This is a genomic window from Streptomyces sp. NPDC039480 (genome assembly GCF_055597165.1).
In genome coordinates, this window is sequence record NZ_JBVITX010000004.1 from 634,714 (window position 1) to 658,586 (window position 23,873).

Annotated in this window: 22 protein-coding genes; 6 read left to right on the forward strand and 16 right to left on the reverse strand. The window is 72.2% G+C overall.

Going from position 1 to position 23,873, the window contains the following annotated elements:
- Window positions 1-50: 50 nt before the first annotated feature.
- Window positions 51-812 carry a DNA-binding response regulator gene (locus tag ACZ56E_RS16690; RefSeq protein ID WP_471214733.1) on the reverse strand — a complete coding sequence of 254 codons (762 nt, stop codon included), beginning with the start codon at window positions 810-812 and terminating at the stop codon, window positions 51-53.
- 98 nt (window positions 813-910) lie between these two features.
- Between ACZ56E_RS16690 and ACZ56E_RS16695 the strand changes: the two genes are divergently transcribed.
- Window positions 911-1,798: an aldo/keto reductase gene (locus ACZ56E_RS16695; protein ID WP_471214735.1), complete on the forward strand. Its 888-nt coding sequence runs from the start codon at window positions 911-913 to the stop codon at window positions 1,796-1,798.
- An 11-nt stretch (window positions 1,799-1,809) separates the two neighbouring features.
- Here the strand turns inward: ACZ56E_RS16695 and ACZ56E_RS16700 are convergent, their stop codons facing one another.
- The 10 genes from ACZ56E_RS16700 to ACZ56E_RS16745 form a co-directional block, all read right to left on the reverse strand.
- Window positions 1,810-2,628 (reverse strand): endonuclease I family protein, encoded by an 819-nt coding sequence (locus ACZ56E_RS16700; protein ID WP_471214736.1) that lies wholly within the window; start codon window positions 2,626-2,628, stop codon window positions 1,810-1,812.
- A 203-nt stretch (window positions 2,629-2,831) separates the two neighbouring features.
- Window positions 2,832-3,254, reverse strand: a complete 423-nt coding sequence (locus ACZ56E_RS16705; protein WP_468602096.1) for an acyl-CoA thioesterase — start codon at window positions 3,252-3,254, stop codon at window positions 2,832-2,834.
- 81 nt (window positions 3,255-3,335) lie between these two features.
- The gene (locus ACZ56E_RS16710) at window positions 3,336-3,977 is read right to left on the reverse strand and encodes a hypothetical protein (protein WP_471214739.1); all 642 of its coding nucleotides are present in this window, start codon (window positions 3,975-3,977) and stop codon (window positions 3,336-3,338) included.
- Between the two features lie 96 nt (window positions 3,978-4,073).
- Window positions 4,074-4,967, reverse strand: coding sequence for a TIGR03619 family F420-dependent LLM class oxidoreductase (locus ACZ56E_RS16715; protein ID WP_468602092.1), 894 nt, complete (start codon window positions 4,965-4,967; stop codon window positions 4,074-4,076).
- A gap of 83 nt (window positions 4,968-5,050) precedes the next feature.
- On the reverse strand, window positions 5,051-5,656 hold the full coding sequence (locus ACZ56E_RS16720) for a histidine phosphatase family protein (protein ID WP_468602091.1): 606 nt from the start codon (window positions 5,654-5,656) through the stop codon (window positions 5,051-5,053).
- 296 nt (window positions 5,657-5,952) lie between these two features.
- The gene (locus ACZ56E_RS16725; RefSeq protein ID WP_471214741.1) at window positions 5,953-6,753 is read right to left on the reverse strand and encodes a hypothetical protein; all 801 of its coding nucleotides are present in this window, start codon (window positions 6,751-6,753) and stop codon (window positions 5,953-5,955) included.
- A complete protein-coding gene (locus ACZ56E_RS16730; RefSeq protein ID WP_471214743.1) occupies window positions 6,753-8,048 on the reverse strand; it encodes a VWA domain-containing protein in 1,296 nt (431 codons plus the stop codon). The genes ACZ56E_RS16725 and ACZ56E_RS16730 overlap by 1 nt, the downstream gene beginning before the upstream one ends.
- A 93-nt stretch (window positions 8,049-8,141) precedes the next feature.
- Entirely contained in the window at window positions 8,142-9,374 is a 1,233-nt protein-coding gene (locus tag ACZ56E_RS16735) for an FAD binding domain-containing protein (RefSeq protein ID WP_471214846.1), read from the reverse strand.
- A 35-nt stretch (window positions 9,375-9,409) separates the two neighbouring features.
- On the reverse strand, window positions 9,410-10,015 hold the full coding sequence (locus tag ACZ56E_RS16740; RefSeq protein ID WP_471214745.1) for a peptidase: 606 nt from the start codon (window positions 10,013-10,015) through the stop codon (window positions 9,410-9,412).
- A gap of 17 nt (window positions 10,016-10,032) precedes the next feature.
- Window positions 10,033-11,244 carry a pyridoxal phosphate-dependent aminotransferase gene (locus ACZ56E_RS16745; RefSeq protein WP_362989124.1) on the reverse strand — a complete coding sequence of 404 codons (1,212 nt, stop codon included), beginning with the start codon at window positions 11,242-11,244 and terminating at the stop codon, window positions 10,033-10,035.
- Window positions 11,245-11,328: 84 nt separating this feature from the next.
- Between ACZ56E_RS16745 and ACZ56E_RS16750 the strand changes: the two genes are divergently transcribed.
- Window positions 11,329-11,973, forward strand: a complete 645-nt coding sequence (locus tag ACZ56E_RS16750; protein WP_471214747.1) for a winged helix-turn-helix transcriptional regulator — start codon at window positions 11,329-11,331, stop codon at window positions 11,971-11,973.
- Here the strand turns inward: ACZ56E_RS16750 and ACZ56E_RS16755 are convergent.
- The 5 genes from ACZ56E_RS16755 to ACZ56E_RS16775 all read right to left on the reverse strand — a co-directional run bounded on the left by ACZ56E_RS16755 (window position 11,930) and on the right by ACZ56E_RS16775 (window position 17,707).
- Window positions 11,930-13,447, reverse strand: a complete 1,518-nt coding sequence (locus tag ACZ56E_RS16755) for a UDP-N-acetylmuramoyl-L-alanyl-D-glutamate--2,6-diaminopimelate ligase (protein ID WP_471214748.1) — start codon at window positions 13,445-13,447, stop codon at window positions 11,930-11,932. The genes ACZ56E_RS16750 and ACZ56E_RS16755 overlap by 44 nt on opposite strands.
- A 287-nt stretch (window positions 13,448-13,734) precedes the next feature.
- Window positions 13,735-14,625, reverse strand: coding sequence for an NAD-dependent protein deacetylase (locus ACZ56E_RS16760; RefSeq protein WP_471214750.1), 891 nt, complete (start codon window positions 14,623-14,625; stop codon window positions 13,735-13,737).
- 71 nt (window positions 14,626-14,696) lie between these two features.
- Window positions 14,697-15,908, reverse strand: coding sequence for a ricin-type beta-trefoil lectin domain protein (locus tag ACZ56E_RS16765; RefSeq protein WP_471214752.1), 1,212 nt, complete (start codon window positions 15,906-15,908; stop codon window positions 14,697-14,699).
- A 355-nt stretch (window positions 15,909-16,263) separates the two neighbouring features.
- Window positions 16,264-16,923, reverse strand: coding sequence for a CoA transferase subunit B (locus ACZ56E_RS16770; protein WP_471214754.1), 660 nt, complete (start codon window positions 16,921-16,923; stop codon window positions 16,264-16,266).
- Window position 16,924: 1 nt separating this feature from the next.
- The gene (locus ACZ56E_RS16775; RefSeq protein WP_471214755.1) at window positions 16,925-17,707 is read right to left on the reverse strand and encodes a CoA transferase subunit A; all 783 of its coding nucleotides are present in this window, start codon (window positions 17,705-17,707) and stop codon (window positions 16,925-16,927) included.
- A gap of 313 nt (window positions 17,708-18,020) precedes the next feature.
- On the opposite strand from ACZ56E_RS16775, the gene ACZ56E_RS16780 reads away from it, so the two are divergent.
- The 4 genes from ACZ56E_RS16780 (at window position 18,021) to ACZ56E_RS16795 (ending at window position 23,871) form a co-directional block, all read left to right on the forward strand.
- Entirely contained in the window at window positions 18,021-19,454 is a 1,434-nt protein-coding gene (locus tag ACZ56E_RS16780) for a 3-hydroxybutyrate oligomer hydrolase family protein (protein WP_471214757.1), read from the forward strand.
- A gap of 165 nt (window positions 19,455-19,619) precedes the next feature.
- Window positions 19,620-20,381, forward strand: a complete 762-nt coding sequence (locus tag ACZ56E_RS16785) for a 3-hydroxybutyrate dehydrogenase (RefSeq protein WP_471214848.1) — start codon at window positions 19,620-19,622, stop codon at window positions 20,379-20,381.
- Between the two features lie 79 nt (window positions 20,382-20,460).
- On the forward strand, window positions 20,461-21,861 hold the full coding sequence (locus ACZ56E_RS16790) for an MFS transporter (RefSeq protein ID WP_471214759.1): 1,401 nt from the start codon (window positions 20,461-20,463) through the stop codon (window positions 21,859-21,861).
- Between the two features lie 39 nt (window positions 21,862-21,900).
- Window positions 21,901-23,871: a helix-turn-helix domain-containing protein gene (locus ACZ56E_RS16795; protein ID WP_471214761.1), complete on the forward strand. Its 1,971-nt coding sequence runs from the start codon at window positions 21,901-21,903 to the stop codon at window positions 23,869-23,871.
- Window positions 23,872-23,873: the final 2 nt, after the last annotated feature.

Genomic DNA, 23,873 nt, shown 5'->3' on the forward strand with positions numbered 1-23,873 from the left:
TCAACGTACCTTCACCCGTCGCCGTACCGTACGGTCCGACGATCAAGCGTTCAACGATCAAGCGACAATCTAGACCGCCCCGAGCACGGCCGGTCGCCCACCCCGCCCCAAATGCCGCAATCCAACTCCCGCGCCCGCAGACCCGCTTGAAAACGGGACGTCGCACCGAGCGCCGCCATCACCTCGGCCACGCGCCTGCGGTACGTACGCAACGACATGCCCAGCTCGCGCGCCGTCACCTCATCGGTGTGCCCCGCACCCAGCGCCCGCAGAACGCGGCGTGCCTCCTCACCCAGCACGGGAGGCCGCGTCCGGCGGAACTCGTCCAGATCGGCGGCCGTCTCCCAGGCCGCGTACACCAGCGCCCTGACCCCCTCGACCGCGACCGGCGTACGGATCACCGTGAACGTCCGCACCCCCTGCACCGGCGCCCCGGCGAGGATCGCCACCCGCCGGTCGATGACGATCGCCTCATGGGCGAGCGGCGCCGTCGAGATGCGCACCTCCGCACCGGAGTCGGCGATCCGGACGAGCCGCGCCTCCGACGCGGCGTCCGCGAGCGCGCGCGGCGTGTACAGCTTCCGCATCGTCAGGCCACCCGGCACGAGCGGCGGCCGCCTGCCCCCGGCGAACGCGGCGTTCACCCCCGGCGAGAAGGTCACCAGGTCCGCCGCCGCGCACAGGAACTCCTCGCGGGCCCCGGTGAACAGCTCCCCGGCCCGGCGCACCAACTCCCGCTCGCCCCGCAGGGACACGATCTGGTCAGTGTGGGATGCGCTGGGTGTGTTCTGTGTGGTCGGTCTGCTTGCCATCGTGGCGACAGTCTGGAGCGCGGCCCGCAAGGGGTCAACGGTGGCAGCAAGTGGCCACGCGTTCGCGCACTGCGGGCGGGCGGCAGAGGATCTGGCGCATGACGACGACCGACCACTCCACGGAAGCCCCTGCCGCCGCAGCCGGGCAGTACCTCATCGGCGGCGAACTCCCGGTCCACCGCATGGGCTTCGGCGCGATGCGGCTGCCCGCCGCCCAGTGGGACGGCCCCCCGCACGACCCCGACCGGAGCATCGCCGTGCTGCGCCGCGCGGTCGAGCTCGGCGTGAACCACATCGACACGGCGGCCTTCTACTTCTACGAGGACATCGCGGCCAACGACCTCATCCGCAAGGCCCTCCACCCTTACCCCGACGACCTGGTCATCGCCACCAAGGTCGGGCCCGGCCGCTTCCCGGACGGCAGCTGGATGAACCCCGCCGACCCGGCCGAGCTGCGCGCGGCCGTGCACCGCAACCTCCGTGAGCTGGGCCGGGACCACCTCGACCTGGTCTATCTCCGCTTCCTGCGGACCGACGGCCCCGGCGAGGACCGCTTCGCCACCCTGGCGGCCCTGCGCGAGGAAGGCCTCATCCGCCACCTCGGCGTCAGCAACGCCACCCCCGAACAGTTCACCGAGGCCCAGGAGATCGCGCCCGTCGTCGCCGTCCAGAACAGGTACAGCCCGCTGACGCGCGAGCACGCCGAGCTGGTGGACCTGTGTACGGCACGGGACATCGCGTACGTCCCCTACTTCCCGTTCGGCGGCGCCGGAGCACCCGACCTCTCGGCACTCCGGCGCGTCGCGGACCGGCACGGGGCCACCCCCGCCCAGGTCACCCTGGCGTGGCTGCTCGCCGTCTCCCCGACGATGCTGGCGATCCCGGGGACGTCGTCACCGGCCCACCTGGAGGAGAACGTGGCGGCGGCGGGGCTACGGCTCGACGCCGACGACCTCACCGAGCTCGGCGCGCTCGCCGCCCACTGAGCGTTCCGGCGTCACCAGACCTCTTCCACCCACTCCGGGTGGTCGATGAACGGGTTCCGGTTGTGCTGGAACTTGTCGAATATGACCTGGTTACGGTTCTTCTCGAACGCGTCCGGCGGGTCCTCGGCGCTCCACTGCTTGAGGACCGAAAGGCGGCCGATGGCGGGCGCGCTGCCGTTGTCCACCCGGTCGTTGGGCTCCAGGTCGGGGAAGCCGTTCTCGCCGTCGTAGCGGACCGCCATGTAGAGGATCATGCGGGCCACATCGCCCTTGACCGCGTCGCGGGGCTCGAAGGAGTCGCCGTCGGTGAGGTTGCCGGGCGCTCCGGCCACCGCGCCGCCGCCGTTGTCGAAGTCCTTGTTGCCACGGATGCTGTTGACCGTGACGTCCTCGGGACGCAGGTGGTGGATGTCGGTCCCCGGGCCGGTCGCCGTGCCGAAGTCGCCGTGGGACTTGGCCCACACGTGCTCGCGGTTCCAGTCGCCCTGGTCGCCGCCGCTGCTGCTCTTGCTCCGGGAGGTGCCGGTGTAGAGCAGGATCACGTTCGAGCTGTTCGCCGGGTCCTGGTCCGTGGTCTTGAGGGCGTCCCAGACCTTGTCGTACGAGAGCTTCGTCTGGTCGCTGACGATCGTGTGCAGCGCGGACTTGAGCTCGGGGCCCGTCTTGCCGAGCGCGTCCTTGTAGTACGTGTCGTCGTACGCGCCGACGGAGGCGGATGCGGGGGAGGGGTTGGCCGTGGCGGTGGCCGTGGTCGGCATGGTGATGCCGGCCAGTACCGCCGCGGCCGTCAGCGCCAGGGGCTTCCAGCGGTGTACACGCGGGACGGGCATGTGGGGGGTGTCCTTTCCCGAAGGCCTCGCGCGCCCCACGTCCGTCCAAGGAACGCGCGGTCTACGCGAGTTGACCGATCAACCATCGGGAGAGTGGCACGGATGTGCGGACGACTGTGTGAACGTCGTGGGTCGGTCGGGTAACGATGTCATGCACACGGTGAAAGGCGTCGTGAGGGCCCAGCCGTGGCCGCCGCGTGCGATCAGAGGCCGAGCGCCGCCGGATCGTCCGCCAGCGCCCTGAAGTACTCACGCGGATCCGCCACCAGCCGCCGCTCCTTCAGGTCGAGCAGCCCGCTGACGGAGGTGACCGTCGCGGCGACCGTGCCATCCGCCTTCGTGATCGTCTGCTCGACGCCGAAGGTCTTCCGCTCGCCCCACACGAACGTACAGGTCACCGTCGTCTCGTCCCCGGCGCGCAGCTCGCTCCGGTAGCGGACGGTGCTCTCCAGGACCACCGGGCCCACGCCCTTGTCCAGGAGGTCGGTCTGCGCGATGCCGGCCTCGCGCAGCAGCGACCAGCGGGCGTGCTCGGCGTACTGCAGGTAGACGGCCTGGTTGAGGTGGCCCTGAGTGTCCGTCTCGTACCCACGGACGCCGACACTCACGGAAAACGGCTCTGACACGACGGTCCCTTCGGTGGTCTTCGGTCTCGATGCGCTCAACTCACCGGCCTTGTAAGGAATTCCGGCCCGGCTGCCGGTGCCTCACTTTCTCCGGGGCGAGGCGAGGACATAGCGGGAGCGGTCACCCGCGCGCGGCTCCGCGTGCTCGCTGACCTGCCAGCCCGCCCGCTCCAGGGCCGCCCCGCACGCCCGCAGCCCCTCCGGCGTCGGCTCCCGCACGGCGACGGCCTCGGGCTGCGGTGTCTCCTCGACCCGGTAACCCTCGCGGCCGGGGGCCGCGGGGCGGCAGCCCGCCGCCTCCAGGGCCAGCGCCGCCGCCCGCACGAGGTGCGTGCGCTCCCACGCGCAGGGGCGGTCCCTGGCCCCGTCGGTGTTCGTCATGCGGCGCAGCTCGACCAGGCCCTCCCAGGCGCTGCGCACCTCCCGCGCGCGGGCGGGGCCCTCCACGGCATGCGGTGCCGTCTCCGCGCCGGTGCGCGCGGCGAACCCGTCCGAGGCCTCGGGGGCCGACGACGGCTCCGGAGCGGCGGCGTCCGGGGTGCCCTCCTCCCGTACGCGATGACCTGCCGGGGTCAGGAAGCACGCGTGCGGCGGCCGGGGGTGGCGGAAGGCGAGGCGGGCCCGCACCAGGGCCGTCAGCTGGGCCTCGCTGCCGGAGAGACGCCCGGTCTCCGGGTCCGCCGCCTCGACGATCCGTCGCTGAGCGGCTGTCAAAGGCTTCACCCCACGCACCCCTTTCCCGGCCGGTTCCGTCACCTGATACCGATGGTGCCCTGTGCCACTGACATCACGTGCCGATGGTGCCCCGCGCCACCGACATCAGGGGCTCGGAGCCACCGACATCAGGAGTTCCAGGACGCGGCGGTCGTCGTCCGCGTCCGCCCGCTCCGCCGGGCTCCCGGGATACGTGTCCAGCAGTACGTCCGTCGCGCCCAGCTCCGCCAGCGTCTCCAGGTCGCCCCGGATCTGGTCGGCGCTGCCGTGCCCGAGCGGCCGCTCCGGAGTGTCCTGCCGCTGTCCGAGCCGGATCTGCAGGCGCGGCACCAGGTCCGGCGCGGGACGGCCCGCGGCCTCCGCCTCGGCGGCGATGCGGGGCAGCGCCTCGGCCAGCAGCGGCAGCGTCGGCATGAACGGATGCCAGCCCTCGCCCAGGCGGGCCGCGCGGCGCTGCGCCGCGGGGGAGTTGCCACCGACCCAGACGGGGAGGCACGGGCTGGTCGCGGGGGCGGGCGCGGTGCGGACACCGTCGTACGCCACGTACTCGCCGTGGAAGGACGTCGGGTCCTCGCGCCACGCGGCGCGGATCGCGGTGAGGTACTCGTCGGTGATCGCGCCGCGCTCGCGGAACGGCACGCCGAGCGTCTCGTACTCGGCGGCGGACCAGCCGACACCGGCGCCGAGGATGAATCCGGCGGCGTTCAGCCGGTCGATGTTCGCGGCGAGGCGCGCCGTCTGGAGCGGGTGCCGGTAGGGGATCACGGTGATCGTCGTGCCGAGCCGCAGCCCCGGCACACGCCCCGCGAGATGTGCGGCGAGCACGAACTGGTCGTAGAACGGCGCCGGATAGACCTCGTGGACATCGGGGGTCACCGCGATGTGGTCGGAGATCATCGCGAACTCGAAGCCGAGTTCACGGGCGTCGGTCGCCTGCCGCACGAGCGAGTCGGGGGTGGTGCCGGAGCCGAAGTTGAGGAGATTCACGCCGTATCGCATGACCGCAGTCTTGATGATCATCATCGCGTCTGTCGAATGCCGCGACGGCGGATCACGCCAGAGCGGTCATGCGGCGGGAAAGGTCACTTCAGCAGCTGGGGGCGGAGGTTCCAGCTCGCCACCACGTGCCGCCGGTGCTCCGTGCTCAGCCGGCTCACGGTGCCGGTGGCGAGCAGGAACATCGAGCCGCCGGACGCGGGCAGGCCCAGGCGGCGGGCCGCGAGGACGCGCAGGAAGTGGCTGTGGGCGAAGAGGACGACGCTGCCTTCGTTGTCGGCGAGCGCCGCGTCCACCTTGGCCAGCATGCGGTCGGCCCGCTCGCCCACCTGCTCCGGGCTCTCGCCGGGATGCTCCGGCGGGCCGGGCGCGACACCGTCCGTGAAGAGGTACCAGTCCGGCCGGGTGCGGTGGATCTCGACGGTCGTGACGCCTTCGTACGCGCCGTACTCCCACTCGCTCAGGTCCGGGTCCACCCGGGCGGAGCCGAAACCGGCCAGCTCCGCCGTCTCCCGCGAGCGCTGCCGCGGGCTGGTGAACGCCGCACCGATCCGGAAGCTGCTGATGAGGGGGGCCAGCGAGCGGGCCTGCTCCCTGCCGTTGTCCGTCAGGGGGATGTCCGTCCAGCTGGTGTGCTGTCCCGAGAGGGACCACTCCGTCTCGCCGTGCCGGACGAGGAGCAGATCACCCATGGTCGCGCCGTTCCTGTTCTCCCGGTGGTGGCGGGCCGTCCGGCACCGCCACCACCGAGCCTGCCACGCCGCCCGGCCCCCCCGCCCGGCGGGCCCCGGCAAGCGGGGGCGCAGGGCATGCCTTGCGGCATTGCATGCCTTGCGGCGTCCTGCGGTACGCCTTGCCGTGCGGCGGCTGCTTGCCTTGTGGCACGCCTTGCCGTGCGGCGGCTACTTGCCTTGCGGCCGCCATGCCCTGCGGCACGCCATGCCTTGCGGCGGCCGCATGCCCTGCGGCACGACGTGCCCTGCGGCGCCTACATGCCTTGTGGCACCCGGGCGGGCCGTCCCGAGCCGCGTGTCAGCGCGTAACCGCCGACGCCCGCCAGCGCCGCGAGGACGCCGCCGGTCGCCGTCCACACCCAGCGGGAGGACCACCAGCCGCCCGACCAGCCGTCCTCCGGCTCCATGGCGGCGGTCTGCCGCCCGTCCGAGCCGTCCGAGCCGTCCGCACCCGCGCCCGGGACCAGCGGCTCCGCGAGCGCCCCGTCCACCGCGTACGCGCCGCCCGCGTCGGTCGTGGTGACCTTCGCCTCGGCCCGCACCGGCAGCCCCAGGTCGTCCGCCTTGAGGTCGGTGACCGTGAGCCGCAGGTAGTAGGTGCCGGGCAGCGGGTCGTTCGCCCACTCCTCCGACCAGGACCTGACGGTGCGCAGCGTGCAGGACAGCGACACGGACGAGGCGTCCTGGGCGGCCGTCTTCGTGGGCGTGCCGAGCCGGCAGGCCTGGCGGCGCCGCAGCCCGTCGTACACGTCGACCTGCCAGGTGGACGCGGCGTGCCGGGCCGCGGCCTCGGGGAGCTTCACTGTCGCGTGCACGGTGGCGCGCTGCCCGGTGTCCACGGGGAACGCCCAGTACAGGTAGTCACCCGTGGATGCCTCCGCCGTGGCCTGCTGGTCGGGGCGGATCGCGGTCGCGGTACGGAAGGACGTGCCCGCCTCCGTCACCTCGGCGGGCTTCTCGTCGTCCGCGACGGCCACGCCCGCGGCACCGGCGAGGGCGAGCAGGGCGGCACCGGTCACGGCGGCGAAGCGCTGGGCTGCACGTGTCGTACGCATCAGTTGGTCCTCCAGACCGCGAAGCGCCAGCGCGAGAGCCAGCCCCAGATCAGACCGGCCAGGAAGCCGACGAGGACGAGCACACCGAGCAGCCACCAGCCGTGGCCGAGCCCGAAGGAGGCGACGTCCGACGCCTCGTCGGGGGAGTCCACCAGGTCCACGGCGAGCTCGACGGGGAGCCCGGGGGTCGTCTTCACGGACGCGGGCGCGGAGAACGAGTTGCTGACGCGCAGACAGACGGTCTCCGCGGAGCCCTCGTCGTCCTCGTCGTCCGCCTCGGGCCTCGGGTGGCGCAGGCCCGTCGAGATGACGTCGGTGCGCCCGTCGCCGGACTCCTGGCCCCGCACGATCTCGCGGCCCCGCGGCGTCTCCGCGCGCAGCAGCACGCCGTAGTCCTTGTTGACGGCCCGGTCGGCGGCCACGCTCACGGAGGCGCGCAGTTCCTTGCCCGCCGGGACCTCCACGCGGTACCAGCGGTGCTCGCCGAACTTCTCACGGTCGGTGTAGAGGCCCGACTTCAGCTCGGGCGCCTCGGTGCACTGCTCGGCACCCTTCACCGCCACGGGCGTGACGACCGGATCGGCCGCCCGGTCCACCAACTGCTTGACGCGGCCGGAGAGCTCGTCGGTGTGCCGGATCGACGTGTACGTCCCGCCGGTGGCCTCCGCGATGCAGCTCAGCTGGTCGCGGGTCTTGGCGTCCGGCACCAGGCCGAGCGTGTCGATGGTGAGGTGGATGCCCTTGGCGGAGATCTCGCGGGCGACCACGCACGGGTCGAGCGGCTGGCAGGTGTCCTCGCCGTCGGAGATGAGCACGATGCGGCGGCTGCGCTCGGCGTCGTCGTTCTTCGTCAGGTCGTCGGCGGCCTTGAGCAGCGTCGGGCCTATCGGGGTCCAGCCGGTCGGCGCGAGCGTCGCCACGGCGGTCTTCGCGTCGGTGCGGCCCGCCTTGTCGAGCTGCTCGACGGGGTAGAGCAGCTCGGTGTCCTTGCAGCCCGTCTTGCGGTCGTCGCCGCGGTAGTTGGCGCCGAGGGTGCGGATGCCGAGCGCGACCTCGTCCGGGGTCGCGTCCAGGACCTCGTTGAAGGCCTGCTTCGCGGCGGCCATCCGGGACTTGCCGTCGATGTCGCGGGCCCGCATGGAGCCGCTGACGTCGAGGACCAGTTCGACCTTGGGGGCGGGCTGTGCCGGTTCGTCGTCGTCATCGGCGGCGGCGGGGCCTGCCGTGACGAGTCCGGCGGTCAGGGCGGCGAGCAGGGCGATGACCCAGGCCGCCGGCCGTTGTCTTGTGATCATCGCCGGATACTATTGATCTTCGTGGCGCATCCCCAAAACGGCGCCTGAACCGGGCCTGAACTGGGTCGGAACCGGGCTGGGACCTCCCGTGGGTCAGCGGCGCCTGAGCTCCCGGCCCCCGAACGCCCCGGTCCCGTCCGCCTGCTTCCACCAGACCTCCATCGCGGCCTGGTCCATGGCCCGCCAGTCCGGTGTCGCCTGGACGAGCGCCCCGCCGAGCCGCCGCCCGAGGTCGACCATCGAACGGCCGGAGACGGTCCGGTCGGCGTCGTACGCGGCCAGGGCGTCCGCCCAGGTGTCCGCCGACGTGAGGGCGGCCTCCAGGACCGTCGCATCCTGGAGCGCCTTGACCGCGCCCGCGCCGGTGTGCGGCCTGGCCACCGCCGCCGCGTCGCCCACCAGCAGCACGCGGTCCGCCGTGCAGCGCGGCGCGGTGAAGTCGTACATGGGCTGGAGGAAGAGCTCGTCGGGCGCCGTCTCCCGCAGGAGTGCGCCCCAGTAGGGCGGCAGGAGCTCGTCCGCCACGTGTCCGAGGTGGGCGGCGAGCGCCTCCGTGAGGCCGCCGGGCGGCAGACTCGTGGGACCGGTGAGCCGCAGGTCGAGGCCGAGCCCGAGGTCGAGGCCCGCGGGCGGGGCGGTGTACAGGACCCAGTTGACGCGGTGGCCGCCCGCGCTGTCGGGAATGCGGTAGATGATCACGTGGCCGCCGGGGAAGACGGCGTACACGCAGTCGTCGTCGGCCCACAGCTCCGGATCGCTCAGCCGCGCCTCGGGGAAGGCGCCGCGCCAGGCGAGATACCCCGCATACGCGGGACGTACGTCGCCGAAGCGGGCGGCGCGGACTGCGGAGCGGTAACCGTCGGCGCCGATGACGAGGTCGTGCCGTTCGGTGCCGCCCGCGTCGGTGACCACCTCGACGCCCCCGTCACCGGGACGCACCGCGCTCACGGCTGCGCCCTGGCGAAAGTCCACGCTCGGGGGAATACGCCCCCGCAACTCCCGCCAGAGCGGACCCCAGTTGTACGTCCGGAAGGGGAACGGCATCACGGCGATCTCGCGGCCCAGCGGGGACGCGGCCGAGTCGTCCCGCACGTACCAGCGCCGCCGCACGAGCTGCACCCACGGCATGCGCGCGTCCAGGTACCCCGCGGACTCCAGCTCCGCATAACGGGAGTCGTGCACGGCGAGCCCCACGCCGCGGTCCGCCAAATCGCCGGCGGCCCGCTCGTACACGGTGATCTCGCCCGCACCACCGCGGTGCGCGGCCAGCGCTGCGGCACACCCACCGATGCTGCCGCCCACGACGGCGACGCTGCCTCCACGCATCATGCCGCCATCCTGGCAGCCGCGGTGACCGTCTGTCAGCGGAGCGAAACCCCGCGCCCGGCGAAGAACGGCTCGAACTCGTCGGCGGACATGTCGACGGCACGGGTCCGCGCGTCGATCCCCGACGGATTGTGGAAGTGCAGCAGCCCGTCGCCCGTACGCCGGGTGAGCAGGACGAGGTGGCCACCCCGGCCGGGGGAAGGGCGGTGCGGACGACGGATCTCGTAGTGCACGGAGGCGATGACCTGCCGCCCGTCGTCGAGGAGCGCGCCGATCTCCTCGACGGAGAGGTGCCGGTGGACCTCGGCGTCGAGGCCGAACTCCTCGCGGGCGTAGTCGGCGAACGGGGCGTAGACCATGCCCTTGATGACCCCGTCCACCTCGGTGTACGCGCCGTACTTCAGCGAGCCGTCGCGCAGCGCGAAGAGGGGCGGGGCGGCGGCGCCGAGCGCCATGCGGAAGCACGTCAGGCCGCACAGATGGCCGCACCAGCGCGCGTAGTCCTCGACGGTCGCCGCGCCCGAGGTGCGCCAGGCCGGGTCGGCGGCGCGGTCGAAGTCCTCGTACACGATGGGCGCGACGAGCTCGGGCGAGGCGAACTGCGTGAGGACGGGCTGTCCGCAGGCGGTGCAGGGCGACACGGGGCTCCCGGGGCGAGTCACTGGCGGTAACCGCTCAAGAAGCGGCCGATGCGGCTGATTGCTGCGTCCAGGTCGTCAGCGTAGGGGAGGGTGAGGATGCGGAAGTGGTCGGGGCGGGGCCAGTTGAAGCCTGTGCCCTGGACGACCTGGATCTTTTCCTGGAGGAGGAGGTCGAGGACGAACTTCTCGTCGTCGTGGATCGGGTGGACCTTCGGGTCCAGGCGCGGAAACGCGTACAGGGCGCCCTTCGGCTTCACGCAGGAGACGCCCGGGATCTCGTTCAGCTTCTCCCACGCCTTGTCGCGCTGCTCGTGCAACCGCCCGCCGGGCACGGTGAGTTCGCGGATGGACTGGCGGCCGCCGAGCGCGGCCTGGATGGCGTACTGGGCGGGGGCGTTCGGACACAGCCGCATGGAGGCGAGCATCGTCAGGCCCTCCAGGTAGTTCTTCGCGTGCTGCTGCGGCCCCGTGACCACCAGCCAGCCGGAGCGGAAGCCCGCCACCCGGTACGTCTTGGAGAGGCCGCAGAAGGTGAGGACCACGAGGTCGGGCGCGAGGGCCGCCACGCTGTGGTGCACCGCGTCGTCGTACAGGATCTGGTCGTAGATCTCGTCGGCGAAGACCATCAGGCCGTGCCGGCGCGCCAGGTCGAGGATGCCCTCCAGGATCTCCTTCGGATAGACCGCGCCCGTGGGGTTGTTGGGGTTGATGATCACGACGGCCTTGGTCCGGTCCGTGATCTTCGAGGCCATGTCGTCGAGATCGGGGTACCAGTCGGCGGACTCGTCGCACACGTAGTGGACGGCCTTGCCTCCGGAGAGGGTCGTCACGGCGGTCCAGAGGGGGAAGTCCGGGGCCGGGATGAGGACTTCGTCGCCGTCCTCGAGGAGGGCCTGTACGGCCATGGTGACCAGCTCGGACACGCCGTTGCCGAGAAAAACGTCGTCTACGGAGACCTCGTCCAGGCCGAGCGCCTGATAGCGCTGGGCGACCGCGCGCCGGGCGGAGAGGATGCCCCGCGAGTCCGTGTAGCCATGCGCCTTGGGGAGCATCCGGATCATGTCCTGGACGATCTCCTCGGGCGCCTCGAAGCCGAAGAGCGCGGGGTTGCCGGTGTTGAGGCGCAGCACGCTGTGGCCCGCCTCCTCCAGCGCGTTGGCGTGCTCGATGACGGGTCCCCGGATCTCGTAACAGACCTCGCTGAGCTTGCTCGACTGCCGGAACTCCATGCGGTGCGCCTCCCGTGACGTGTGTTACTTGGTTTTACCAAGCCCCCGCTTGGAAAGTCCAACAACTTGCATAGACTATGTCGCATGCCACCTCGCCGAAGCTACGACCAGTACTGCGCGGCAGCCCGGGCCCTGGACGCCGTGGGCGACCGCTGGACCCTGCTGATCGTCAGGGAACTGCTGGTCGGTCCCCGCCGCTACACCGACCTCCACGCCGACCTGCCGGGCGTCAGCACGGACGTACTGGCCTCGCGCCTGAAGGACATGGAACAGCGGGGCCTCGCGACGCGCCGCAGGCTGCCCGCGCCCTCGGCGGCGTACGTCTACGAACTGACCGGCAGGGGGCGCGAGTTGCTGCCGGTCCTGGAGGCGCTCGCCGCGTGGGGCGCCCCCGCCCTGGAGGAGCGCAGGCCCACGGACGCGGTGCGCGCGCACTGGTTTGCCCTGCCGCTGCTGAAGCACCTCGCGGCGGTCGGCACCGACGCGGGCGCCGAGGGCATGGTGGAGGTGCGGCTCGCCGAGGGCTGCTTCCACGTCCGGCTGACCCGCGACGAACCGACCTACGGCGACGGCCCCGCACCGGACGGCGCCGACGCCGCCCTCACCCTGGACGCCGCCGCGTGCGTGGCCCTGACCCGCGGCGGACTCACCCTCGGACAGGGCGTCCGGGACGGCCGTGTCGAGGTCAGCGGCGACTCGCCGCTCGCGAAGGCACTGCGCGAGGCGTGACGGCGAGTTCCCGCGCGGTCGCCATGTCGCTGAACGGAAGCAGCTCCCCGCGGACGGTCTGATGCGGTTCGCTTCCCTTGCCGGCGATGAGGACCGTGTCCAGGGGACCCGCCGACGACAGGGCGAAGGCGATGGCCTCGCGACGGTCGGCGAGCCGCTCGAAGGGGGTCCCGGTCGCCGTGAGAGCGGGGACGATCTGGTCCAGGATCGCCTCGGGGTCCTCGTAGCGCGGATTGTCGGAGGTCACGACGCAGAGGTCGGAGTGGGCCCCGGCGATCCTCCCCATGTCCGCACGCTTCGTCGTGTCCCGGTCGCCGCCGCAGCCGAAGACGGTGATCACGCGGCCGCGCGCGTAACCGCGGATGGTGGTCAGGACCTTGTCCAGGGAGTCGGGGGAGTGGGCGTAGTCCACGATCACCGAGGTCCCCTCCGGCGTCTCGAAGCGTTCGAACCTGCCGGGCACGGGCGGCAGTTGCGCCAGCGCGGCGACGAGAGCGTCCAGATCGTGCCCGAGCACATGGCACGAGGCGAGCGTCGCGAGGGCGTTGGCCACGGAGTACCGGCCGGGGAAGGGGATCGACGCGGGACGGGCACGCCCTCCGTGCCACAGGGTGAACCGTGTGCCCGACGCGCTCACGACCAGGTCGGTCGCCCGGTAGTCCGCAGGACCGTCGAGCGCGTACGTGGTCACCGCACCCGGCATCATCGCGCCGATCCCGGCGCCCACGGGGTCGTCGGCGTTGACCACCGCATGCCGGCACAGGCCCTGGAAGAGCCGGAGTTTGGCGTCCCGGTAGTCGTCCATCGTGCCGTGGTCGTCCAGGTGATCCTGCGTCAGGTTGGTGAAGACGCCGACATCGATGAAGGTGCGGTCCACCCGGTGCGTCAGCAGCGCCATCGAGGTGGCTTCCAGCACCACGCTGCTGGTCGCCCGGTCTCGCATGTGGCCGAGCAGGTACTGCAGGTCCGGCGATTCCGGGGTGGTGAGCACGGACCGCGGCATGGGTATCCGCTCGTCGCCCATCCGGCTGCCGGCCGTCCCGATCACCCCCACCTTCGCCCCGGAGGAGAGCCGCAGGGCGGACTCGACCATGTACGAGACGGACGTCTTGCCGTTGGTGCCGGTGATCGCCACCACGTCCATCTGCCGCCCCGGTTCGCCGAAGTACCGCGAGGCGACGACCGCGGCCGCACGCCGCGCGTCCGCCACCCGCACGACACACCCGACCGCGGACCGGGGCACCACCGACAGCGTCGGATCCATCCCTTGCACGATGACGGCCACGGCTCCCCGGGCGAACGCGGCGCCCACAGCGCTCGGCCCGCCCTCCTGGTGCCCGGGCACGGCGACGAACACGGCACCGGGCCCGACCCGGTCGACATCGAAGGTCACCCCGGCGGTGACCGCGACGGTGCCCGGCTCGCCCCGGAGTACATGATGGTCGTGTCCGGCCAACAACTCGTTCAGCTTCACGATGATCCATTCGAAGTGGCGCGGACCCGGTCGTGCGGTCGCGGCCAGGCTGCAGCGCCGGCGGGGGCCGGGAAGCTGTGGTGGTGACGTGGAGCGGGGAGGGAGACCGCCCGGAGAAAGCCGGGCGCGGCGGTAGGGGCGGCTGCGGCGGCAGCGATGGCTGTGACGGCCGCAGCGAGTCGGCGCGAGAGTCGCTAGCCGTGCTCGCGAGTTCGAGGTGCCCTCGTGCACCTCGTGGAACCCATGTGACCCATGCGGCCGAGTGTACGCCCGGGCGTGACGCGCGGTTACCGGGCCGGGACGGAGACGCCCAGGCGGTCGGCGACGGTGGTGAGAGCCGCGCCGAGGGGCAGGGCGACCCGGGTGACGGCGTGCTGGTCGCCACGGGTCGGGTCCTGGTTGACGATGAGTACAGGCGTGCCGAGCTGGGCCGCCTGACGGACGAACCGGAGCCCCGACATCACCGTCAGAGAGGAGCCGAGGACCAGCAGCGAGGTCGCACCGCGCACCAGCTCGCGGCAGTGCTCGACCCGCTCCGGCGGAACCGTCTCGCCGAAGAACACGACGTCCGGCTTGAGGACGCCACCGCAGACTCCGCACGGTACGACGCGGAAGTTCCCGACCTGTGCGTCGCTGAGGTCGGCGTCACCGTCCGGATTGAGGCCGGCGGCCACCGGCTCGAACCCGGGATTGGCCTCCTCCAGCCGCACGGCGAGCTCACGCCGCGGACTGAAGGCGCCGCAGGAGAGACAGACGACGCGGTCCAGGCTTCCGTGGAGCTCCACGACGCCCTCGCTGCCGGCGCCCTGGTGCAGCCCGTCGACGTTCTGGGTGATCACACCGGACAGGAGGCCGTGCCGCCCGAACGCGGCGACGGCCCGGTGCCCCGCGTTGGGCCGGGCGCGCCCGAAGAGCCGCCAGCCGAGGTGACTGCGCGCCCAGTACCGGCGTCGGGCGCGGGCATCGGCCGTGAACTCCTGGTAGGTCATCGGAGTGTGCCTGCTCAGGCTGCCGCCCTCGCCCCGGTAGTCGGGAATCCCCGACTCCGTGGAGATCCCCGCCCCACTGAGCACCAGCACGCCACCGGCCTCCAGCGCACCGGCGACCGGCCCCAGATCGGTGGTGGCCGGCGGCAGATCCTCGGGAGGACTCCAGCTCAGAGTGGGACGCATCCGCATGCGGCAAGGGTACGCAAGGGGTGCCGGGTTCCGAGTTCCGGCGGCGCAGAGCCCGCTCGGTTGCACCGGCCTCACCGAGAACCGTGGACGAACCACCGCTGCCCCGGATCCGCCGCCGTGCAGGCCGCCGGCCGCAGCCGGGGACGCGGCCGCAGCAGATCGTCCTGGGTCAGACAGCTCCCGCCCGCCCGCAACTGCCCCCACCGCGTGACCACCCACCGGGCCGCCGACCCGCCCGCGCAGGGGGCGAGCACGACCGCCCCACCCCGGACACGCGCACAGAGACGACCGCCCCCGGTCCGCAGGTCTCCGTCCGCGAGCCGCCACACCTGGTGGACCGTGCCGGTGCAGGGCGCGGTGCGGACGGCGTCGCGGTCCGCGGTCAGACACAGCTCGGACGCGGTGAAGTCGGCGGCCGTGGAGCCGATCCAGGAGACGACGGTGCCGGGCCGGGGATCGGGTGCCCGGCGCGCGTAACGGCGTTCGAGCCATCGCGCGTAGCGCCCCACCGCCTTTCTGGTGGGTGAGCAGTAGTGCCCGGGGCAGTCGCGCACCCGCCTCTCGTCATGGACGTGGTAGTGCTCGAAAACGGCGGTCTTCCGGGCGGTCTGTACGGCGCCGAGATTGGGCGGGCGCAGCGCGCTTCCGTACCCCTCGTATCCCGTCAGCCGAGGAGATTCCCCCTGCGGGCGCGCCCGCAGGGTCGCCAGGCGGAGATACCGGCCGGTGACCGCGTGATCGCTGTGGTCGGCCCACTCCTCGCCGGACGACTTCAGCGCGGTGTTGGCGAAGTCCAGCGTGCGTACGGCGCAGGGCCGGAAACGCTCGATGAGGGCGGCCAAGGTGCTGATCAGAGCCGGTTCCGTGTAGCGGGCGGACCCGTCCACCGCGCCGAGCGAGCCGATTCTCGCCCGGAAGAGCGCGAGCAGGCTCCGGCGCCGCGACGCCTCTCCGCGCCAGCCGCCGTCGGGCAGCCGCAGGAAGACCAGCCGGATGTCCGGCCGCAGCGGTCCGTTGTCCAGGCGGACGCTGTGCAGGGTCCGCCCGCCCGCCCGCACGGGTGAGACCTCCCAGGGGCTGGGCGCCCTGGGGCTCATCGGCCGGCCGGCGAGAGCGCTGTACGCCTGCTGTACGCCCATTTCGCGGCGGAGCACATACCCTCCCGCCCATTCCAACTGGGCGTCGCCCGCGGTCACGTACACGATGCGGAGGCAGTTCCCCCGGTCGAAATCCTCGGCGATCGCCGGATTGATGAACAGCAGGTCGTCGTCCTGATGCGCCACCCCGACCAGCGTCGTGTCACGGCACTGCGCACCGCCGGGCCCCCGGGACGGCGGGGGCACGGTGGCTGCCAGGGTGGCGAGGCAGAGGAGCAGGAGCGGAATCAGCTGACGTGCGTGACGTGCGCGAATGGTACGGAGGTCCCCCTTCACCACGAGAAGTGAGCAATCGCAGTGTGTGTCGGCAGGTGGCGCGGCATGTGACAGGGCGTACAGGCGTCAAGTGGTGGCATGCCGGGGGAGCGCCGAGCCGTGAACGCACCAGGATCAACCGCTCGGGTGGGCGCTCGGCGGATCATTGACGTGCGGTGACCATGCCGGCGCCTCCTGGGGGATGGGCCGGGCCGGGGTGATGCGCTCAGGCGGCGGCCGGTGCCATGAGCCGCGTCGGCACGATCAGCTTGGCGGCCGTCGCCGTCTCGACGTCGTGGGACGTCACGCCGGGCGCGAGTTCCACCAGTTCGAAGCCGTCGGGCGTGACGTCGAGGACGGCGAGGTCGGTGATGACGCGCTGGACCACACCGCGGCCGGTGAGCGGCAGCGTGCACTCCGCCACGAGCTTGGGGCTGCCGTCCTTGGCCGTGTGCTCCATGAGGACGATGACCCGCCGGGCCCCGTGCACCAGGTCCATGGCGCCGCCCATGCCCTTGACCATCTTGCCCGGGATCATCCAGTTGGCGAGGTCGCCGGTGGCGGAGACCTGCATGGCGCCGAGGACGGCGGCGTCGATGTGCCCGCCGCGGATCATGCCGAAGGACAGCGCGGAGTCGAAGAACGAGGCGCCCGGCAGCGTCGTCACCGTCTCCTTGCCCGCGTTGATCAGGTCGCCGTCGAGCTCGTCCTCGGTCGGGTAGGGGCCGACGCCGAGGATGCCGTTCTCCGACTGGAGGACCACTTCGACCCCTGGCGGCAGGTAGTTGGGGATGAGGGTGGGCAGGCCGATGCCGAGGTTGACGTACGTGCCGTCGATCAGTTCCCGGGCGGCCCGGGAGGCCATCTGCTCACGGGTGAGCGCCATGTCAGGCACCGACTTCCTGCTGGGTACGGACGGTGCGGCGTTCGATGCGCCGCTGGGCTGCGGGGTCGTCGGGGTGCACGCGCACCACGCTCTGGACGAAGACGCCGGGCAGGTGGATCTCGTCCGGGTCGAGCTCGCCGGGTTCCACCAGGTGCTCGACCTCGGCGATCGTGACCTTGCCGGCCATCGCGGCCAGCGGGTTGAAGTTGCGGGCGGAGGAGTGGAAGACCAGGTTGCCGTGGCGGTCGCCGAGGGTGGCTCGCACCAGTGCGTAGTCGGTGGTGATGCTCTGCTCGAGCAGGTACTCGGTGCCGCCGAAGACGCGGCTCTCCTTCGGCGGGGAGGCGACGACGACGCCGCCGTCCGGACCGTGGCGCCAGGGCAGCCCGCCCTCGGTGATCTGCGTCCCGGCGCCGGCCGGTGTGTAGAAGGCGGGGATGCCCGCGCCCCCGGCGCGCAGCCGCTCGGCGAGGGTGCCCTGGGGCACCAGCTCCACCTCCAGCTCCCCGCTGAGGTACTGCCGGGCGAACTCCTTGTTCTCTCCCACGTACGAGCTGGTCATCCGGGCGATCCGGCCCGCCCGCAGCAGCAGGCCGAGCCCCCAGTCGTCCACACCGCAGTTGTTGGAGACGATCCGCAGACCGGAAGCGCCCTCGCGCAGCAGCGCGTCGATCAACGCGCTCGGTATGCCGCAGAGACCGAATCCGCCGACGGCGAGTGACGCCCCGTCGGGGATGCCTCTCACCGCTCGGGCGACGTCCGCGACCGTCTTGTCCAGACCCATGCGACCTCTCTTCGTCAGTGATGCTGCTCGACCTTGATGCTGCTCGACCGATTCGGCGCTGAGCCTAGGAACCGCGGACCGCCTCTCACCATGGTTCTCGGTCACACACTGAGCGGCCTCCATATGGCGGTCGTACGCAGCCACGCGGGGAGCGACCGGCCCCGGGAAGTGCCCCAGCGCGTGGTGGTCCCAGCTGCGGTATGGCGGCGAACACCTCCCCGCGGGGCGGGTTCATGGCGGCCCTTCCCATACCCGTCCCCCGCCCCGGACGCCTAGCCTCCGCCCGTCGCCTGTCCGCAAACGGAGGTACTCCATGGCCCCGCCCCGCACCACGAGCGCACGACCACGTCTGCGCGCCACCCTCGCCGCCGCCCTGTTCCTGACCTCGCTGTCCGTCGCGCCGACAGCGTCGGCCACCACCCCGGACCCCGCACAGGACCAGCACTGCACCCATCAGACCCGCCTCACCGTGCCCGGCGCCGCCCACCAGCGGGCGAGCTGCCTGGCGGAGCTGACCACAGCGGGCACCGTGGCAACCGGTCACACCGACCCGGCCGACTGGGCCGGCCTCACCCCGAAGGACCTCACGGTCCCGAGCGGCGTGCCCGGCATCCAGCTCGACGGCTACTTCCCCGACACCTCCGCCACCAACACCAACCACGGCCGGCACCACGACGCGCAGTTCGTCATCCGCCTGCCCGACCGCTGGAACGGCGGCCTGGTCGTGGCAGGCACCCCCGGCAACCGCGAGCAGTACGCCAACGACCGGGCCATCGCCGACTGGGTCCTGTCCCGCGGCTACGCCTACGCCGCGACCGACAAGGGCAACACCGGCCCCGCCTTCCACCGCGACGGAGACCGGCCGGGCGAGGCCATCGCCGAGTGGAACACACGCCTGACCCAGCTCACCCGCGCGGCCCGCGCGGTGGTCGCCCAGCGCTACCACCGCCCGCCCACCCGGACCCTGGCCACCGGCATGTCCAACGCCGGTTACCTCGTGCGCTGGCAGCTGGAGAACCACCCCGAGCTGTACGACGGCGGGGTCGACTGGGAAGGCACGCTCTGGCGCGAGGACGGGCCGAACCTGCTCACGTTCCTGCCGCCCGCGCTGCGCCACTACCCCACCCACGCGAACGGCGGCCCCGGCGCCGACAGGGCGCGCGCGGCGATGCACGCCGCCGGATACCCGGCCGGCTCGGAGTTCCTGTGGCCGTACCACCACAAGGCGTACTGGGACCTCACCCAGCGCATCTACCGCGAGGAGATCGACCCGGGCTTCGACGGCCCGACGGAAGCCGGCACCCCGTACTGCGCCCCGGAAAGCCCGGCCTGCGACGCGGACTACGACTACGCCTCACGCCCCGCGGAGGTGCGACGTGCCGTGCAGCGGATCGCCCTGACCGGCCGCATCGGCAAACCCCTGATCACCGTCCACGGCACCCTGGACGTACTGCTCCCCATCAGCGAGGACTCCGACGTCTACGCCCGCATGGTGCGCCAAGCCGGCCGCGGCGGGCTGCACCGCTACTACCGCATCGAGGGCGGCACCCACACCGACTCCCTCGTGGACACCTTCCCCGATCGGCTGCGGCCGCTCGTGCCCTGCCACCGCTCGGCCTTCACCGCCCTGGAGGGCTGGCTGACCCGCTCCGCCCTGCCGCCGGCCGGGCGCACCGTGCCCCGTCCGGCCACGGCCGACGCGGCCACACTGCTCACCACGTGCCCCCTCGGGCGCACCGGCCGGTAAGGACAAAACCCTCACTTCAGGCGTGGACATAGGAGAATCCGCCACCCCTGGACGGGCCATTGTGGTGTTCGTCGCCATAGGAGAGCCGCTGAGGTGTCTCTACTGTTTCCGGCCATGACCAGGGAATTTGCATCCTCGCATCCGTTGGGGCCGACCGCCTCGACCATGTCGGCCGCGGGCGGCGTGGACCTGTCCGGCCGCGCCGCACTCGTGACCGGCGGCGGCAGCGGCATCGGTCTCGCGTGTGCCGCCGCCCTCGCCGCCGCCGGCGCGGAGGTCCACGTGGTCGATGTCGACGCCGAGAAGGCCAAGACGGTCGCCGACGCCATCGGGGGAGTGGCCCACACCGCCGATCTGGCCGACCCGGACGTGATCGACACGCTTCCCGAACACATCGACGTCCTCATCAACAACGCCGGGCTGCAGCATGTCGCCCCGCTCCACGAATTCCCGCCGGAGCGCTTCGCGCTCATCCAGCAGGTGATGGTCACGGCTCCGTTCCTGCTGATCCGCCGCGTGCTGCCGCACATGTACGCCACCGGATGGGGCCGGGTCGTCAACATCTCCAGCGTCCACGGACTGCGCGCCAGCGCGTTCAAAAGCGCCTACGTCACGGCCAAGCACGCCCTGGAGGGCCTGAGCAAGGCCACCGCGGTCGAGGGTGCCCCGCACGGTGTGACCAGCAACTGCGTGAACCCCGGCTACGTCCGCACCCCGCTCGTCGAGGGCCAGATCCAGGACCAGGCCGTGGCTCACGGCATCAGCGCCGGCGACGTCCTCTCCGACGTCCTGCTCACCCGCGCCCCGGTCAAACGGCTCCTGGAGGCCGAGGAGGTGGCCGCCGCCGCCCTGTGGCTGTGCGGGCCGCACACCAGCTACATCACCGGAGCCTCGCTGCCCCTCGACGGCGGCTGGGGAGCGAGCTGATCCCGCTCCCCCTCGCTCACCGGTTCCCCGTCCCCGCCCGTCCTCCCGTCCCGCTCCCTCCCCGCACACGAGGTGACACATGTCCGACGCCCCGGCCACCGGCCCCACCGCGCCAGACCGCTCTCCCGGCATCGCCCGCATCGTCAGCGCGAGCCTGATCGGCACCACCATCGAGTGGTACGACTTCTTCCTCTACGGCTCCGCCGCCGCGCTGGTGTTCAACACGCTGTTCTTCCCCACCGCCGACCCGCTGATGGGCACCTTGATCGCCTTCATCACCTACGCGATCGGCTTCGCCGCCCGCCCCCTCGGCGGCGTGGTCTTCGGGCACTTCGGCGACAAGATCGGGCGCAAGAAGCTGCTCGTCATCAGCCTGCTCATGATGGGCGGGGCCACCTTCGCCATGGGCCTGCTGCCCACCTACGACACCATCGGCATCGGCGCGCCGATCCTGCTCACCGTGCTGCGCCTCGTCCAGGGGTTCGCGCTGGGCGGCGAGTGGGGCGGCGCGGTCCTCCTCGTATCCGAACACGGTGGTGACAAGCAGCGCGGGTTCTGGGCGTCCTGGCCGCAGGCCGGCGCGCCGGGCGGCAACCTCCTGGCCACCGGCGTCCTCGCCCTGCTCGCCGCCGTCCAGTCGGAGGAGGACTTCGAGGCCTGGGGCTGGCGCATCCCGTTCCTGCTCTCCGGCGTCCTGGTCCTCCTCGGCATGTGGATCCGCATCTCCGTCTCCGAGTCGCCCGTCTTCCTCGCCGCCCAGGCCAAGGCCCAGGCCGACGCCGCCCGCGGGATCAAGGAGAAGCCGCCGGTGGTCGAGGTGTTCCGCCGCAGCTGGCGCGAGGTCCTGACCGCGATCGGCACCCGGTTCGGCGAGAACATCGCCTACTACATCCTCACCGCCTTCCTCCTCGTCTACGTCACCAACCACCTGGACCTGCCCAAGAGCACCGCGCTGAACGCCGTCCTGATCGCCTCGGCCGTCCACTTCGTCACCATCCCGCTGTGGGGCGCGCTCTCCGACCGGATCGGACGCAGGCCTGTCACCCTCATCGGCTCGGTCGGCATGGCCTTGTGGGCCTTCGCCTTCTTCGCCCTGCTCGACTCCAAATCGTTCGCCGTGATCACGCTCGCGGTGACCGTCGGCCTGCTGCTGCACGGCGCCATGTACGGTCCACAGGCCGCCTTCATCTCCGAGATGTTCGACACCAAGGTCCGCTACTCCGGTGCCTCCATGGGCTCCCAGCTCGCTTCCATCGTGGCCGGCGCACTGGCACCGATCATCGCGGTCGAGCTGCTCAAGGAGTACGACTCCGCCACGCCCGTCGCCCTCTATCTCTGCCTGGCCGCGGTCGTCACCACCATCACCGTCGCCCTCGCCAGGGAGACCCGCGGCCGGGACCTCACCGTCGTCACGACGTCCGACTCCACGGACGAGACAGCACGACCGGCGCCCGAACCCGCCGGCGCGGACCACGCCTGACACGTTTCCGGCGCCCGCCCGGACAGGAGGAGTGCCCACATGACCACCGTGAACGACCGCACGTACCGCGCAGCGGCTCACAGTGCGATGGTGTCCCTCAGGCAGCTGCTGACCCTGTTGGCCTCCGGAGCGCCCGCCGACCAGTTCACCCGCCCCTCGGGCGACGCCGCCACCGCGCAGCTGCCACCCGAGGAGCGGTCGCTCCTGGAGGACGCCACCCGGACCGCGCTGGAGATCCGCCGCACCCTCGACCAGCACCGCAGACGCGAGGCCGAGCTGGCCGCACTCTTCGACACCGCCAGCGACCTCGCGGCCCTGCGCGACCTGGACGCCGTCCTGCGCGCCATCGTCCACCGGGCCAGAACCCTCCTCGGCACCGACGCCGCCTACCTCTCCCTCAACGACCCCGTCGCCAAAGACACCTACATGCGCGTCACCGACGGCTCGGTCTCCGCCCGCTTCCAACAGCTGCGCCTCGGCATGGGCGAGGGCCTGGGCGGCCTGGTCGCCCAGACCGCCCGCCCCTACACCAGCGCCGACTACCAGACCGACCCCCGCTTCAAGCACACCCGGGTCATCGACGAAGCGGTCCTGGAAGAAGGGCTGCGCGGCATCCTCGGCGTACCGCTGCGCGTCGGCAAACGCGTCATCGGCGTGCTCTTCGCCGCCGACCGCACCACCCGCGACTTCCCGCCGGAAGCCATCGCCCTGCTCACCTCGCTCGCCGACCACGCCGCCGTGGCCATCGACAGCGCCCGCATGCTGGAGGAAACCCGCTCCGCCCTGGTCGACCTCAACACGGCCAACGAGACCGCGCGCGCCCACAGCACGGCGCTGCGCCGCGCCGCCGACGCCCACGACCGCCTCACCGACCTGGTCCTGCGCGGCGCGACCGTCGACGACCTGGTCCGTGAGATCGCCGCGCTGCTCGGCGGCGGCATCGCCCTCCACGACCCGGACGGCACGGAGATGGCCCGCGCGGGCACCGAACCCCTCACCCCTTCCCCGCAGGGCATCACGGCCTCCCGCACCGGCGGCCGCGCCGTCCCGGTGGACGGCACCTGGGTCTGCGCCGTCCTGGCCGGATCGGAACTCCTCGGCAGCGTCATCCTGACCGGACGCGCGGACCTGGCCGACCCCGACCGGCGCCTGTTCGAACGCGCCGCGCTGGTCGCCGCCCTCCTCCTGCTGCTGCGCCGCACCGTCGCCGAGGCCGAGGACCGCGTCCGCGGCGAGCTCCTCGACGACCTGCTCACCTGCCACCAGCCCGGCGGCCGCCACGACAGCGGAAGCCTGACCCTCCGCGCCCGCAGACTCGGCATCAACCTCTCCCTGCCCCATGCCGTCCTCGCCCTGGACACCGACGACGAACCGCGCTCGCACCTGTTCGCGGAAGCCGTACGCAGCGCCCGCTCGCTGGGCGGGCTCGCGGGGGCCCACAACGGCCACATCGTCCTGCTCGTCCCGTCGTCGGACCCCGGCGCACTCGCCGCCGAACTGGCGAGAGACCTCCGGAAGGCCACCGGCGCCCCCGTCACCGTGGGCTCCGCGGGACCCGCCACCGGCCCCGCACAGCTGCCCGGCACCTACACGGAAGCCGGCCGCTGCCTGACCGCCCTGCACGCGCTGGGCCGCACCGGAGACGGCAGCGACATCGCGGGGCTGGGTTTCCTCGGTGTCCTGCTCGGCGACCGCTCCGACCTCGACGGCTTCGTACGACGCTATTTGGGCCCCGTACTCGCCTACGACCAGCAGCGGGGCACCGAGCTGACCCAGACCCTCGACGCCTATTACACGCACGGCGCGAGCCTGTCCAAGGCCAAGGACGCCCTCCACGTGCACGTCAACACGGTCGTGCAGCGCCTTGACCGGGTCGCCCAACTCCTCGGCCCCGACTGGAACGACCCCACCAGGGCCCTGGAACTCCAACTGGCCCTGCGACTGCACCGCCTCAGCAGCCACAAGGCGCGCCCCACAGGCCTGACCCCGCCTTCCGACACCGCGCCCTGATG

Bases quoted from the DNA above. Each gene is read 5' to 3' on its own strand.
- ACZ56E_RS16785 (WP_471214848.1), top strand. From the start codon at position 19,620: ATGTCGGCCGCGGGCGGCGTGGACCTGTCCGGCCGCGCCGCACTCGTG.
- ACZ56E_RS16700 (WP_471214736.1), bottom strand. From the start codon at position 2,628: ATGCCCGTCCCGCGTGTACACCGCTGGAAGCCCCTGGCGCTGACGGCC.
- ACZ56E_RS16690 (WP_471214733.1), bottom strand. From the start codon at position 812: ATGGCAAGCAGACCGACCACACAGAACACACCCAGCGCATCCCACACT.
- ACZ56E_RS16715 (WP_468602092.1), bottom strand. From the start codon at position 4,967: ATGCGATACGGCGTGAATCTCCTCAACTTCGGCTCCGGCACCACCCCC.
- ACZ56E_RS16745 (WP_362989124.1), bottom strand. From the start codon at position 11,244: ATGGAGTTCCGGCAGTCGAGCAAGCTCAGCGAGGTCTGTTACGAGATC.
- ACZ56E_RS16730 (WP_471214743.1), bottom strand. From the start codon at position 8,048: ATGATCACAAGACAACGGCCGGCGGCCTGGGTCATCGCCCTGCTCGCC.
- ACZ56E_RS16790 (WP_471214759.1), top strand. From the start codon at position 20,461: ATGTCCGACGCCCCGGCCACCGGCCCCACCGCGCCAGACCGCTCTCCC.
- ACZ56E_RS16695 (WP_471214735.1), top strand. From the start codon at position 911: ATGACGACGACCGACCACTCCACGGAAGCCCCTGCCGCCGCAGCCGGG.
- ACZ56E_RS16780 (WP_471214757.1), top strand. From the start codon at position 18,021: ATGGCCCCGCCCCGCACCACGAGCGCACGACCACGTCTGCGCGCCACC.
- ACZ56E_RS16795 (WP_471214761.1), top strand. From the start codon at position 21,901: ATGACCACCGTGAACGACCGCACGTACCGCGCAGCGGCTCACAGTGCG.
- ACZ56E_RS16760 (WP_471214750.1), bottom strand. From the start codon at position 14,625: ATGCGGATGCGTCCCACTCTGAGCTGGAGTCCTCCCGAGGATCTGCCG.
- ACZ56E_RS16770 (WP_471214754.1), bottom strand. From the start codon at position 16,923: ATGGCGCTCACCCGTGAGCAGATGGCCTCCCGGGCCGCCCGGGAACTG.
- ACZ56E_RS16775 (WP_471214755.1), bottom strand. From the start codon at position 17,707: ATGGGTCTGGACAAGACGGTCGCGGACGTCGCCCGAGCGGTGAGAGGC.
- ACZ56E_RS16725 (WP_471214741.1), bottom strand. From the start codon at position 6,753: ATGCGTACGACACGTGCAGCCCAGCGCTTCGCCGCCGTGACCGGTGCC.
- ACZ56E_RS16720 (WP_468602091.1), bottom strand. From the start codon at position 5,656: ATGGGTGATCTGCTCCTCGTCCGGCACGGCGAGACGGAGTGGTCCCTC.
- ACZ56E_RS16750 (WP_471214747.1), top strand. From the start codon at position 11,329: ATGCCACCTCGCCGAAGCTACGACCAGTACTGCGCGGCAGCCCGGGCC.
- ACZ56E_RS16735 (WP_471214846.1), bottom strand. From the start codon at position 9,374: ATGCGTGGAGGCAGCGTCGCCGTCGTGGGCGGCAGCATCGGTGGGTGT.